At 58.4% G+C, this 13,444-nt stretch carries 12 protein-coding genes and 1 pseudogene; 1 reads left to right on the top strand and 12 read right to left on the bottom strand.

The genetic code is table 11. The annotated features are described in order from the left end of the window. The 9 genes from NW834_RS09690 to purF form a co-directional block, all read right to left on the bottom strand. Positions 1–586 (bottom strand): pentapeptide repeat-containing protein (locus tag NW834_RS09690; RefSeq protein WP_414426293.1); only part of this gene is annotated, 586 nt, incomplete at its 3' end. A gap of 21 nt (positions 587–607) precedes the next feature. Then, on the bottom strand, positions 608–2,128 hold the full coding sequence (locus NW834_RS09685; protein ID WP_414331083.1) for an Hsp70 family protein: 1,521 nt from the start codon (positions 2,126–2,128) through the stop codon (positions 608–610). 5 nt (positions 2,129–2,133) lie between these two features. Next, on the bottom strand, positions 2,134–2,763 hold the full coding sequence (locus NW834_RS09680; RefSeq protein WP_168173627.1) for a helix-turn-helix domain-containing protein: 630 nt from the start codon (positions 2,761–2,763) through the stop codon (positions 2,134–2,136). A 95-nt stretch (positions 2,764–2,858) separates the two neighbouring features. After that, entirely contained in the window at positions 2,859–3,068 is a 210-nt protein-coding gene (locus NW834_RS09675; protein ID WP_099812547.1) for a DUF2997 domain-containing protein, read from the bottom strand. 9 nt (positions 3,069–3,077) lie between these two features. Next, entirely contained in the window at positions 3,078–3,452 is a 375-nt protein-coding gene (locus NW834_RS09670; RefSeq protein WP_099812548.1) for a DUF1257 domain-containing protein, read from the bottom strand. Between the two features lie 118 nt (positions 3,453–3,570). Next, entirely contained in the window at positions 3,571–5,808 is a 2,238-nt protein-coding gene (locus tag NW834_RS09665; RefSeq protein WP_414418501.1) for a pentapeptide repeat-containing protein, read from the bottom strand. Positions 5,809–6,189: 381 nt separating this feature from the next. After that, entirely contained in the window at positions 6,190–6,657 is a 468-nt protein-coding gene (locus NW834_RS09660; protein WP_414418502.1) for a thiol-disulfide oxidoreductase DCC family protein, read from the bottom strand. Between the two features lie 11 nt (positions 6,658–6,668). After that, the gene (gene def / locus NW834_RS09655) at positions 6,669–7,193 is read right to left on the bottom strand and encodes a peptide deformylase (protein ID WP_414330398.1); all 525 of its coding nucleotides are present in this window, start codon (positions 7,191–7,193) and stop codon (positions 6,669–6,671) included. A 52-nt stretch (positions 7,194–7,245) separates the two neighbouring features. Beyond that, on the bottom strand, positions 7,246–8,874 hold the full coding sequence (gene purF / locus NW834_RS09650) for an amidophosphoribosyltransferase (RefSeq protein WP_414418503.1): 1,629 nt from the start codon (positions 8,872–8,874) through the stop codon (positions 7,246–7,248). A gap of 345 nt (positions 8,875–9,219) precedes the next feature. On the opposite strand from purF, the gene NW834_RS09645 reads away from it, so the two are divergent. Further along, positions 9,220–9,876, top strand: a complete 657-nt coding sequence (locus NW834_RS09645; RefSeq protein WP_414342310.1) for a hypothetical protein — start codon at positions 9,220–9,222, stop codon at positions 9,874–9,876. Between the two features lie 33 nt (positions 9,877–9,909). Here the strand turns inward: NW834_RS09645 and NW834_RS09640 are convergent, their stop codons facing one another. From NW834_RS09640 to NW834_RS09630, 3 genes and pseudogenes are all read right to left on the bottom strand, one after another. Beyond that, positions 9,910–11,307 (bottom strand): aspartate aminotransferase family protein, encoded by a 1,398-nt coding sequence (locus tag NW834_RS09640; RefSeq protein ID WP_414389848.1) that lies wholly within the window; start codon positions 11,305–11,307, stop codon positions 9,910–9,912. 139 nt (positions 11,308–11,446) lie between these two features. Beyond that, positions 11,447–13,162, bottom strand: coding sequence for a succinate dehydrogenase/fumarate reductase flavoprotein subunit (locus NW834_RS09635; protein WP_414407233.1), 1,716 nt, complete (start codon positions 13,160–13,162; stop codon positions 11,447–11,449). A 95-nt stretch (positions 13,163–13,257) separates the two neighbouring features. Continuing rightward, positions 13,258–13,444, bottom strand: a pseudogene (locus tag NW834_RS09630) (RNA-guided endonuclease TnpB family protein); the annotation flags it as partial.

Genomic DNA, 13,444 nt, shown 5'->3' with positions numbered 1-13,444 from the left:
CTTCAGAAATAACCGACTTCCTCAAGTTAGCCCCGCTCAGGTTGGCCCCACTCAGGTCGGCCCAGCTCAGGTTGGCCCCGCTCAGGCTGGCCTGGCTCAGGTTGGCCTGGCTCAGGTTGGCCTCGCTCAGGTCGGCCCCGCTCAGGTTGGCCTTGCTCAGGTTGGCCCCACTCAGGTTGGCCTGGCTCAGGTTGGCCTGGCTCAGGTTGGCCTCAATCAGGTCAGCCCTGCTCAGGTCGGCCCAGCGGAAATCCCGCTCTCCCGCTTTATACCTTGCTCGGACATCTCCAACCTGTCGGAGGGGAAGTCGATGGGACTTTGCCACCTGCACCTGCTGCGGATCCTTCGATTCCAGCAGCGTCTCCCAAGCCGCAAACTGCACTTCCCAGTTGGGATCATTTCGCAGGGCTTGGATAACAAGCTCGGCCCCTCTGGATCCGTACCTCAGAGCACCCTTGATTGCTTGGATTCTCACCTTGGGATTCGGACTGCCCAGGGCTTGCTCAATGCCCACCAAGCCTCCCATGACCGGATCGGATCCGGCTGGTTGCTGTCCACCCAGAACAGGATCAAAGTTTTCCGCCATCCCTAACCTCCATCCCTAACCTCAAGTTAACCTTCCAACCACCTGCTGCTGCATAAGGGTCTTTTGAGTTTGCAAATCTACTACCGTTACCCGCAAAGTTCGCCCGGCATCGACGGCAAAGGTGACCTGCAAACGATCCACTCCCACCCGCCCTAGCGGCTTGAGGGGAATGGAAAGCTGGTTGTGGATCCCAAGGGGACGAAAGCTAGAAGCTGCGGTGCTGTTGCGGATCTGCATCCGACCGTCGGGATCGTAAACAACCTCAGTTGCCCCTTCCTCGGCCATCTCACCAACCACCAGGTTGATGTGGCTTTGCCCATTGGCGTTGGCCTGCAAGGGAGGCAGTTCCACCGTGGCAGGATAAGCCGTGCCGCTCTTAAAGAGAGGGAAAAAGTCGGGCGCCTGCAAATAGGGATTCCAGAGCCGCAGGGCATAGGTATGGCGGAGATGATCTTGAAGGCGGGCAAACTGGGTGAAGGCCAGAGCGCCGTGGGCCACTGCCTCAAACGGCTTGTGGTACTTGACCTTGTCGCGGCCAAAGAGGCTAATGACCTGATGCTGCACTCCTGGGATGAGGCTGGTGCCACCCACCAACACCACCTGGTGGATATCTCGTTTAGAGATCCCTTTATTGTGGGCTTTCTCGATGACCTCATCGATGGCTTCTCTCAGCCGCGTCAGCAGGCCGCGCTCTTCCAACAGCTCCTGGAGTTGCTCGCGCTGAAGCGTTAAAGTGTGGGTCTCAAAGGAGTCTTCATCCAGCCAGGCCTCGCTGGCCTGAGAATGGCTGGAGAGGCGGATCTTGAGCCGCTCGGCAACCTCGCACAGAACCTGGAAGCTGCTGGCCGGGACCTGCTGTCGCTTGCGGCCCAACTGCTCCAGCACCCATTCGGCAATCCAGATATCGATATCGACGCCGCCACAGCCATAGGCCCGGTCAGTTTTGGCAATGACCTCAGCTCGGTAAGCAGTGCCCTGCTCTGGCTTCAAGATTTTGACCAAAGAGAGGTCGAGAGTTCCGCCCCCCAAATCGATCACCAAAATCAGGGATCCCGGCTCCTGGATCCCGTAGCCCAAAGCAGCCGCGGTGGACTCGTCGAGGAACACGACCTGTTGGATCCCTAGGGAGCCAAACACCTCTTGCAGGTTGTGCAAATAGCCCTCGTAGGCTCCCACCGGCACGGTCAAGATCACCTTATCGGGCTGCCAGCCCTCTGCCTGGAGTTTGGCAAGAAGCTGCTGCAGAAAGATCCGCGTGGCCTCTTGGGCTGTGTAGGCCTGTCCATCCACATAGGTTGGAGCCGGCTGGAATTGTTGAGAGAGATCCCGCTTAAAGCCTTTGAATAGGCGCTTGGGATCCCGTTTGGCCTGGGCAGGTGCCCCAATCAAAAATTGCTGATTTTGGCCGACAAAGAGAACCGAGGGAATTAGAGGGGGGCTGCCGTCGTAGCGGTGGGTGATCCCTGGTATATCGATTGCAAGGGGTTTTTGGTTTTGGTAGGCACAGACCACCGTATTGGAAGTGCCAAAATCAATAGCCAACGTCGTCATGCTGCCAAGGAAGGTAGAGTGCGACTGACTTTGGCTCGAACTAAAACTTGATCCCTAAGTCGATAGCCCACAAAGCGAACGTAGACCGGCTCTCCCGCCTGGATATCCTCTTCATCGGGCTGGTGGCTTTCTGGGTCATAGGCCACCTGTTGCCACACCTGGCCAATGGTTTCCAACTGCCAGTCTTCCAACAAGTTGCCCAGACAGGTCAGCAAAGCCAAGACTTGCTGCGCGGGGTAATCCGGTCGCCTCTGCACAACCTGCTGCAGGGTAGGATATTGCACCAAAAGAGGCTTGAGCTTTTCCACCAGTTCGGCGCGGATTTGATGGCGCAATTGCCCTTCCTGCTGTTCTAGCTGTTTGTGCAGTCGCTGCAATTCCTGAGCCGTTTCTACAGACTCCGATGCTAGCTCAATTCCGCTAAAATCCTGAATAAGGTTCGGCAAGGGTACTTGCAAAATGCTGGCCGCTCGATTGAGATCGGCTAACTTCAGCTTTTCGGCCTGTCCAGTTCTCAGGGCATTTAGGGCTCCTCGACTCAGTTTGGCCTTTTGTCGAAGCTCTCGCCAGGTTGAGATACCGGCAGCCTGCATGAGATTGCGCAGCAGGGCATCATGACTTTTCATTTCAGAGTTACGACTCCAAAATGGAATCCTAGCCAGAGTCTTTTGGATCCCTTTGGTTAAACCAGACAGGGGATCAAGAAAGGGGTTTGGGGCATTCATAGACGCTCCACCTGACGCTGGACATCTTCTTCTATGACTGGTACCTGGTCATATTCAGGCAACAGTTCCCTTTTTTGAACTGTGCCCAATGCCCTTTCTATTTCCTCAGTTAGTTCAAGGCAGCCCTTGCCTTTGACATTGAGCACGCGCTCAATCACGTTGCCATCTTTGTCGATGATGTATTCAACCTGTTGATATTCCGCCATAATGCCTCCTCAAGCCCAGCGCCCCAACACAATCCTGATCTGCCCTTTTTCATCCACAGATTCCGACTCTACCGTAAATCCCTTCTCCGCGGCCGTCGCAAGAAGCTGCTCGCGGGTATAGGCTTGGCGGATTGGCGCTAAGAAAGCCTCAGCGCTGACTCCCGTTCCCCAAAAGTCGGCAATCATCTCCAGGCTGTCCCCCCGTTGGCGAAAGCCAATGTCGTAGCCGTTGCTGCGCCTAACCACCAGATCTGCCTGGACACGGTTCCCTCCATACCCCCGGACATAAGTGTTTTCCAAGACCTCGTGACCTTGGGCAACCAAAGCGCCTTTCAGGATCTCTTTATTTTTGAACTGAACCTTGATGCTGGTGAAGTGCGACACTGTGGGGATTCTCCTCAGAAGAACATGCTTTATCCTAGAGCAGTCCTCTTGGCTTGAAAAGTTTTGCTAGGGCACAAAGCCGCGTGGCCCTAACCAAAGAAATTGAGGGAGCCAACCATTAGTTTCCCTTGGCTAGAGGATGCCGGTGGGGATCCGAGGTAGCAGGAGGAAGCAGGCGAGGGACATCGCGGTGGTCAAACCAGATGCTCGCCAAACCTTTAAGCCAGAGGGACAGCCAGATCCATTTCCACTTGAAATCAAGTCTTGCGCCTTTGAGGTTTGCGCCTTCTACAGTGGCATGATCCAGGTTGGAGCCTTCCAAGTTGGCATAGCTCAGGTCAGCCCAACTGAGATCGGCCCCGCTGAGATTGGCTCCAATAAGGTTGGCCCCGCTTAAATTGGCGCCGACCAGCTTGACTCCGCCCAAGTCGATCCAGTTCAAGTTAGCTCCGCTTAAGTCGGCTCCCTCCAGGTTTCTGTTGTCGGGCCGACCATTGACCAGTTCCCACACAAGATGCCACTTGGCATCGAGCTGAGTTTCTGGAGAAAGAATAGAGCGTCGCAGGTTGGCCAATTTCAGATCTGCCCCCCTCAGGTTGGCCCCGCTGAGGTCGGCACCGCTGAGGTAAGCGTTACGTAACTTGGCTCTGCCCAGCTTGGTCTGGGTTAGGTTGGCTTCTCCTAGCTTGGCCTTGTTGAGGCTAGCTGCGCTCAGGTCAGCCCCGCTGAGATCGGCTCTGCTTAGGGAAGCTCGGCTTAGGTTAGCTCCGATGAGCTTGACTTGGCTAAGGTCTGCCCGGCTCAGGTTGGCTTTCCTCAGATCTGCCCCGCTCAAGTCCGTTTGGCTCAGGTAGCGCAGAGGGCTGGGAGCATTGACATCAAGCAAGTTCAAACCCGACCTGCCCAGCTTGGCCTCGCTGAGGTTGGTGCCGATGAGGTTAGCCTCCCTCAGGTCGGTGCCAACTAAGCTGGCCTTGCTCAAGTTGGCTCCAATGAGCTTGGCGCCGACCAATTTGGCCCCCACCAGTTTGGCCCTGACCAGTTCAGCCTTGATCAGGCTGGCTCCACAGAGGTTGGTTCCCTCCAGGTTTGCCTTATTCAGATTGGTCTGGCTGAGGTTGGCGCCTCTCAAGTCCGCCTGACTCAGATTGGCTTTGCCCAACTCTGCCCACCTCAAATTTGCCCCGCTGAGGTTAGTTCCTCTCAGGTCAGCCTCCACCAAGCTCGCCCCTGTAAGCTTGACTCCGCTCAAGTCAGCCTGGCTCAAATTGGCCCTGCTCAGGTCGGCATAGATCAGGTTTCTTGCCTGAGCACGGCCGTTGACGAGCTCCCACACCAAGCGCCACTTGGGATCCAGCTGTGTCTCAGAAGAGACGAGAACTCTGCGCAGGTTCGCCAGCTCCAGCTTGGCTCCCCGCAGGTTGGCCTGAGTCAAGTCGGCCCCCTCCAAGTTGGCCTCGCTGAGGTTGGCTTGGCTGAGGTTGGCTCCTCTCAAGTTGGCCGCGGCCAGCCTCGCCCCTCTGAGATTTGCTCGCGTCAGGTCTCTTCCCCTCAGGTCGGCCCGCTCTAGAATAGCCCTGCTCAAGTCAACGTGGTTCAGTTTTTTTTCCTGAGCACGGCCGTTGACGAGCTCCCACACCAAGCGCCACTTGGGATCCAGCTGTGTCTCAGAAGAGACGAGAACTCTGCGCAGGTTCGCCAGCTCCAGCTTGGCTCCCCGCAGGTTGGCCTGAGTCAAGTCGGCCCCCTCCAAGTTGGCCTCGCTGAGGTTGGCTTGGCTGAGGTTGGCTCCTCTCAAGTTGGCCGCGGCCAGCCTCGCCCCTCTGAGATTTGCTCGCGTCAGGTCTCTTCCCCTCAGGTCGGCCCGCTCCAAGTTGGCTCCGCTCAAGTCGGCTTGGGCTAGGCTTTCCCCCTGGGCAACGCCGTTGATGATTGTCCACACCAGGTGCCACTTGGGATCCATCTGCGTTTTGGGAGAAATGACAACCCACCTCAAGTTGGCGTCCGTTAGGTTGGCCCCCAGCAAGCTGGCGCCGATGAGGTTGGTGCCCAGGAGGTTGGCTCCGCTCAGGTTGGCTCCGTTCAGATCGGCCCCGCTGAGGTCTGCTTGAGTTAGATTGGCTCCGCTCAGGTTGGCATGGCTGAGATTCACCTGGCTCAGTCTCGCGCGGTTTAGGTTTGCTCCTCTCAAGTCTGCCCCACTCAGATCTCGCTGACTGAGGTTGGCCTTTCTCAAATCCGCCCAGCGGAAATCTCGCTCGCCAGCCTCCAATTTTGCCCCCAGATCTCCCACCGGACGAAGGGTAACCGGATAGGCTTTCGCGATTTGGATAAGTTGGGGATCACCCGAATCCATTAGGGTTGTCCAGAGAGCAAACTGCTTTTCCCAATCCAGAGGTTGGTTTAGGGTTTGGAGGAGAAGCTCTCTGCCTTTTCCGTTGTAATGGCTAAAACATTTGATGGCGCCGTTTGCGCTTCTGGGATCCTTGCCTCTCAAAACCGGCTGGAGGATCTCTAAACTGCAATCGATATTGCCCAGATCTTTATCAGTAACTGTAGGCACGCCTCATCCCCCCTTTGGCTGCTTTGTTCCTATTCTGGCTATGGGCTTAGAGAGGGTCAAGACCAGTTCAGGGAATTCCCTTAGAAAGGTTAACCTTTGATACAGGAATTCAATCCTTTTTCAAATTCCCTGATCCAAGATAGCGAGCTGAGGAAGAGGGAACTTCCATTTTGGCTATCGGCTTGCTTCTGCCTTGCCGGCGGCTGGTGCTGCAGCTTTTCCCTCAGCCTCGGCCAAGGGATCCCGGCAGGCAACACAAGCAGGGTAGGCAGACAAATACAAGGTGTTGCGGCGGCCAAACCACTCGTAGCGGTGATCCCGGATCTGTTCGTAGCCTCGATCCCCTAGAAGCTTCAAGCCGGGGAAGTTGCGGTAAAAAGCCAGCCACAGCTCCCCACCCGGCAAAAGGGCAGCAATTTGTTCAGCGGCGGCGGATCCCTGCCAACGGCGCTCCGGCTGCTCCAGATCGATGAGAATCATCCCCAGCTCCACCTGCTCCGGTGGGATCCCCCATTGGGCCAGGGTAGAAGCATCTTGCATGGGGGCATAGCAAAACCGTTGCCCGCGATCCAGTTGCTCCAAGAGCTGAACGCCGGTGGCACAGAGGTTGCAGAGGCCGTCGTAGATAACCATGTAGGGCATGGTGGGATCCCTCAGGCGGGCTGACCCAAAATCTGGGCTTGGTACTGGGCTTCGGTAAGCAGTTGCCGAGGCTGCCGCTGCAGGAACACCCGACCCATCAGGTGATCGTATTCGTGCTGAAAGATCCGCGCCGGAAAATCCTGCCAGACCACCCTTTGCTGAACGCCTTCTGGAGTGTAATACTCCACCTCCACTTCGCGGGCGCGGGCCACCAGACCACGGCAATTGGGCACACTCAAGCAGCCTTCCCAACCCAGCACCTGGTCAGAACTGCAAGCCAGCAGACGGGGGTTAACCATCACCAGAGGCTGCATTTGCGGCGCTTCCGGGTAGCGGGGATTGGGACGAGAGGCCACGATCAGCACTTGGAGCAGGGATCCCACCTGAGGAGCAGCCAAGCCCACCCCCTGCGCCTCTTTCAGGGTAGCCAGCATACCTTCTATAAGATCCTGCAAGGCCGGCGTTTTGAACTCCGTCACCGGCTCGGCCACTTGCGTCAGGATGGGATCCCCCAATTGGCGTAGGCGAAAAGTCATGGCTTGCCCCAAGCAATTCTTCTTCTCAGTCTAGCGGGGATCCCTGAGCAGCCTAGCGGCTCTTGCCAGTAGCCACCAGTTCCAGGGCCAGCTTGGAGCGCTTCAGCCCTTCTGGGATGGGGATGGGGTAGTGGCCGGTAAAGCAAGCGGAGCAGAACGAGTTGGGATCCCGGCCCGTGGCAGCCAGCATGCCTTCCCAGCTCAGGTAGGCCAAAGAATCCACTCCAATCTTCTCGGCGATTTCCTCTACGGAATGCTTGGCGGCAATCAATTGATCCTGGTTGTCGGTATCGATGCCGTAGAAGCAGGGATGGGTAACCGGGGGGCTGGAAATGCGCATGTGGACTTGGGTGGCCCCCGCCTGGCGCAGGGCCTTGACGATTTTCTGGCTGGTGGTGCCCCGCACAATTGAGTCGTCCACAATAACAATCCGCTTCCCCCCCAGCACATCTTCCAGGGGGTTGAGCTTCATGCGAATGCCCCGCTCCCGCATGGATTGGGTGGGCTGAATAAAGGTGCGGCCCACGTAGCGATTTTTGATCAGCCCTTCGGTGTAAGGGATCCCCGACTGGCGAGCATAGCCAATGGCCGCCGGCGTGCCGGAATCGGGAACGGAGATCACCCAGTCGGCCTCTGCCGGAGCCTCCTTGGCCAGTTGTTCTCCCAGCCGCACCCGGTAGGAGTAGAGGCTTTCCCCGTGCATCCAACTGTCTGGGCGGGCGAAGTAGATCATCTCGAAGATGCACAACTTGGGGGTGGCCTCCGCCCAACGCACCGATTGCAGCCCCTGACGGCTGATCCACACCAACTCTCCCGGCTCCACCTGCCGCAGAGGGTCGGCCCCAATGATATCCAAAGCACAGGTTTCTGAAGCCAACACGTAATGCAGCGGCTCGGCCTCGGGGTGGCTGAGGGTGCCGTCGCTGCAGATGATCTCCAGCATCTCTGACTGCAGCAGCTCATCCAGAGCGGGGTTGCTGCTCAAAAGCCCCAACACCAGCGGACGCACCCCATAGGGATCCCGTGCCCCGATCAGGCCCTCTGGCGTGCCGATCACCAGACTAAAAGCCCCCTGACAGCGGCGCAAAGCTTGGCAAGTGGCCGCGATCCAATCTTGACCTTGGTTCACCGCCTGGGCAATGGCGTGGGCAATACACTCGGAGTCGGTGCTGCTGGTTAGGTGCCGGTCGGCGGCCTCCAGTTCCTTCCGCAGCTCTTCCGCATTGACCAAATTGCCGTTGTGGGCCAGAGCCAGCGGCCCCAGGCGAGTCTCCACGATCACCGGCTGAGCATTGGCCACGCGGCTGGATCCAGTGGTGGAGTAGCGGGTGTGACCAACCGCCAGATCCCCGGTCAGTTGGGCCAAGTTCACTTCATCGAAGACCTGGGAGACCAAGCCCATCGCCTTGTGAACCCGGCAAAAGGATCCCTCAAAAGTGGCGATCCCTGCCGATTCTTGGCCGCGATGCTGCAAGGCAAATAGGCCAAAGTAGGCCAGCTTGGCCACCTCCTCTCCTGGAGCCAGGATGCCAAAGACCCCGCAAGCCTCTTGCAGCTCTTCCCGGGCATACCCCGCCCCGCTGATGTTTTCTGAGGGGTACAGGGCATCAACGCCAACGGCAGTCTGCCCCTCTGCTTCTCCACAGCCAGAAGATGGTTCTGCTCCCGCCCTTACTGCCATGGATCCTCGTCTTGCTGTCACGCTTACCAGTCTAACTCGGCCCAGGTCATTCCCCTCTATCTGGCTTCACCCCCAAAGGGGAAGTCCACAGGTGGGGTTTGCAAAAAGCTAAGACTCTATCTATAGTGTTAGCAGCGTGTAAGCGCTGCTGTGGCTGAGAAGCAGCCTGGCCGAGTTTTTGAGTTGGACACCACCAAGGCTCGGCTCTCCCAGAACCGGCAGGATCCCAAAGCTTTGTGTTGTGAGGAGTCAAACCCCATGAGACAGCAGCCCCATAGGTTCCGTCAGAGCTGGACGTTAGCAGCCTCCTCTGTAATAAGGGCCAGTGTAGCCGCTCTTCTGTCGTTGTCACTGGTGGCCTGCCAAGAAGATGCCGGCGAACAGCCTGCGGTTACCATCACGCCAATAGCGGTGGTGGCTCCAACGCCCACTCCTTTCCTCATCCCCAGTCCTGTCCCTACGCCGCCGCCCACCCCTCTGCCTACCCCGACCCCCACTCCCCTCTTGAATCCTTTCCCCACTCCCAGCCCCTCTCCCACTGCTTCCTTTGCAGCAGAGCCGCCTTCGATTGCCGTGGTGGCCCTGACGGACGCGCGACAGACGGTACCCTTCAACGTGCTGGTGGCCGTGACGACTCCTGCAGGTTTGGGGGCCGGCATCAGCTTCCGGGTGGAAATCCGACAAAGCCCCCTTACCCTCACCTTTGATTTCACTGCCGCTGCCGTCGGCTGTCAGCCCAACAGCAGAGCCTGCATTGGCACCATCCCCATCACCATTCCCACTTCTGCTCCCACCGGGGATTATGAGGTGACGGCAATGGTGGCGGATACCCAGGGCCGAATTGCTTCGGCCAAAGCTCCTTTACGGGTGTTGCCTGCGCCCAGTCCCTCCCCCTCGCCAACGCCGACCGGCACCCCCAATCCCTTTCCCTCGGTATCCCCTTCGCCCAGACCCAGTCCCTCTCCCAGTCCTTCGCCGACGCCCAGCCCCAGAAGCTTCTAACTCCCTCAGGCAGTCTCTCTTGTCGATTCAGGACTAAGGTAGCTCTTGAAGAACTCGCTTCAGGGTGGCGATCAGGTGTTCAATATGGGCTTCCTCGATGATCAAAGGCGGGGAAAGGGCGATGGTATCACCTGTAGTGCGAATCAATACCCCACGTTCGTAGCAGCGCAAAAAAGCTTCAAAAGCCCGCGCTGTCGGTCGGCCAGGGATCCCTTCCAATTCAATTGCCCCCACCAAGCCGAGGTTGCGCACATCGATGACATGAGGCAAGCCCCGTAGGGAATGGAGAGCCTCCTCCCAGAGGGGAGCGAGGTTGGCAGCCCGCTCGAACAAGCCTTCTTCTCGATACAGGTTCAGGGTAGCCAAGCCGGCGGCACTGGCAACCGGGTGGCCGGAGTAGGTGTAGCCGTGGAAAAACTCGATGGGGCTCCAGGACAGCGTCCTGCTGTTGTCCCCTGGACGGTGCAGGTCATCAGCGGAACCAGCAGCCTCCATGAAGGCGCTGTAGATCTCTTGCTTGACGATCACTGCGCCCATCGGGATGGTGCCATTGGTGAGGCCCTTGGCACAGCAAATCAGATCCGGCACCACCCCAAAGTAATTGGCCGCAAAAGGGGATCCCAGACGCCCAAAGCCGGTGATCACCTCGTCGAAGATGAGCAGAATGCCGTACTTGTCGCAAATGGCCCGCAGCTTTTCCAAATAGCCCACCGGCGGCAGCAACACCCCCGTTGAACCGGCAACCGGCTCTACGATCACCGCTGCAATCGTGCTGGCATCGTGGAGAGCGACGATCCGCTCCAAGTCTTCTGCCAAGTGGGATCCCCAGCGGGGCAGGCCGCGGCTAAAGGCGTTTTGCTCCAGGTTGTGGGTGTGGGGCAGGTGATCCACTCCGGGAATGAGGCTGCCGAAAAACTTGCGGTTGTTGGAGATGCCCCCGACCGAGATGCCCCCAAAGCCAACGCCGTGGTAGCCCCGTTCCCGGCCAATCAGCCGCTGCCGGGATCCCTGTCCGCGTATCCGGTGGTAGGCGATGGCCATTTTCAGGGCCGTATCCACCGCCTCAGAGCCAGAGTTGGTGAAAAAAACGTGATCCAGTCCGGCAGGAGTGAGCTGGATGAGCTGCTCTGCCAGTTGAAAGGCTTTGGGATGGCCCATTTGAAAAGCTGGGGCGTAGTCCAGTTGGGCCACCTGCTGTTGGATTGCTTCCACAATCGGGGGACGACAGTGGCCAGCATTCACACACCACAGCCCGGCAGTCCCATCTAGGATTTGGCGGCCATCGTGGCTGGTGTAGTACATGTCTCGGGCGGCCACCAACAGGCGCGGGTTGGCTTTAAATTGCCGATTGGCCGTAAAGGGCATCCAAAAAGGCTCCAGATTCAGCTCCGCTTGCAGGGCGACGGCTGCTTTCTCCAGGGTTTCTTGCATGGCTGGCCCTCCGGCAGTAGACGAGATTTCAAGCTGGCGAAGATGGAATCTCTAGATATTGGATAATTTTGAAAGGGGCTCCATCCTGCTAACGGGAACGATAGAGCAATCCTAATCGGCCTGGGAGGCCTCTGGAAAGTTAGTATTTTCGCTCCTGAGGGGGAAACCGGGTGATCACCACGGGGCGATAGCTGATCTGAGGGGATCCCTCGCGAAAGGCAGCCAAGGTGTGTTGTAAAAACCGTTGATCATCCCGTTGGGGGTAATCTTCCCGCGCGTGGGAGCCACGGCTTTCCCGCCGTTCCAGGGCGCTGGCGAGGATCAAAGCCCCCACCGTCATGAGGTTGTCCAGCTCCAGCGCTTCGATCAGCTCGGTGTTCCACACCTTGCCCCGATCGTCCAAATGCAAATCCCGCTCGTAACGCTGGCGGATCTGTTGCCATGTTTGGATCCCCTCTTGGAGAACCGATTCGGTGCGGTAGACGCCGCAATGCTCGGTCATGCAATCTTGAAATTGCCGCCGCACCTGATCAATGCGGCTCTTCCCTGATCGTTCCAGGAGCCCGGCAATCCGGCTGGCGGCCTGTTTGAGTAGGGATCCCTCGTCCACTTTCGGCAAGGCTCGACCTCTGACGGCTTCTACCATGGCTGCCCCTGTGCGCCGCCCGAAAACAACGCACTCCAGGAGAGAGTTGCTGCCCAGCCGGTTAGCCCCATGCACCGAAACACAGGCCGTTTCACCGGCAGCGAACAGCCCTTCCACACGGGTTTGGGCATCCCGCAGTACCTGCCCCTCCACCGTCACCGGGATCCCGCCCATGCAGTAGTGCACCGTCGGTCGCACCGGAATGGGATCGACAACCGCATCGATGCCCAAGTGGCGATGGGCCTCCTCCCAACAGAAGGGCAGCCGAGTGTGGATCTTTTCTGCCCCCAGATGCCGCAGGTCTAAGTAGACAAAATCTTTGCCGTCAATACCGCGCCCGGCCCGCACCTCCGTAACAATCGCCCGCGAGGTGATGTCCCGTGGGGCCAATTCCATCTGGCTGGGGGCATAGGCGGCCATGAAGCGCTCCCCCTTCCCATTGATCAGATAGGCCCCCTCTCCACGCACTGCCTCTGAGATCAACACCCCCACCGGATACAGGCCCGTGGGATGAAACTGCACAAACTCCATATCCTGCAGAGGCAGGCCGGCCCGCGCCACCATTGCCATGCCATCGCCGGTGGAAGCAAAGTCGTTGGAAGTGGAGTTGTAGATGCGCCCATAGCCGCCTGTAGCCAACATAACCGCCTTGGCCCGCAGCACTTCCAGCCGTCCGCTGGCCTGCTCCAACATCACCACGCCCTGGACTTGGTTGTCCTCCAGGATCAGATCCAGCACATACCATTCGCTGTAGAGTTTGACCCCAAAGCGCTTGAGGTTGCTCACCAACTCGTGTAGAATGGCTTGCCCAGTTTTGTCGGCGGCATAACAGGTGCGCGGGTGGCTGTGTCCCCCAAAGGCCCGCTGGGCAATGCGGCCATCCGGCAGGCGGGAGAACAAGACCCCCAAGTGTTCTAGGTCGATGATCACTTCAGGAGCTTCCCGGGCCAGAATCTCCACCGCATCTTGATCCGCTAGGTAGTCGGATCCCTTGACGGTATCGAAGGCATGAGCCTCCCAGGAATCTTGCGGATCAACATTTTGTAAGGCGGCGGCAATGCCCCCTTGGGCTGCTACCGAGTGGCTGCGAATGGGATGGGTTTTGGACACCAAGGCCAGGTCGAGGCTGGGATCCCGTCGCATAACCTCCAAAGCCGCTCGGCAACCGGCCAGCCCTCCCCCGATGATGACAATGTCGTGTTCCAGCATGGATGCAGGCAAGCTCTCGCAAAGGATTCCGCCACAGCCAGGATGGCGTTTTCCCATTATGGCCGGCCCCAGCAGCCTCTCCAGCAGCAGGTAAACTACCCGACTCCGACCGCTAAAGCGGTACGGAGCGGGCTTTCAGTAGCCCTGAGCCTGCTCTGCTCCACCAGAGAACAAAACAGGCCCGAACCTCTAGGCTGGTTTACGACAGCCCCCAAAAGCGCAATCACCTTCGCACCGTTAAAATCCGCATCCCCTTCCCAACCGCAGTGCCCGCATTTGAAC

The organism is Synechococcus sp. R60.1 (assembly GCF_047461835.1).
Classification (GTDB): domain Bacteria; phylum Cyanobacteriota; class Cyanobacteriia; order Thermostichales; family Thermostichaceae; genus Thermostichus.
Note: the sequence above shows the minus strand (reverse complement) of the source record. Positions and strands in the feature narration are given on the sequence as shown.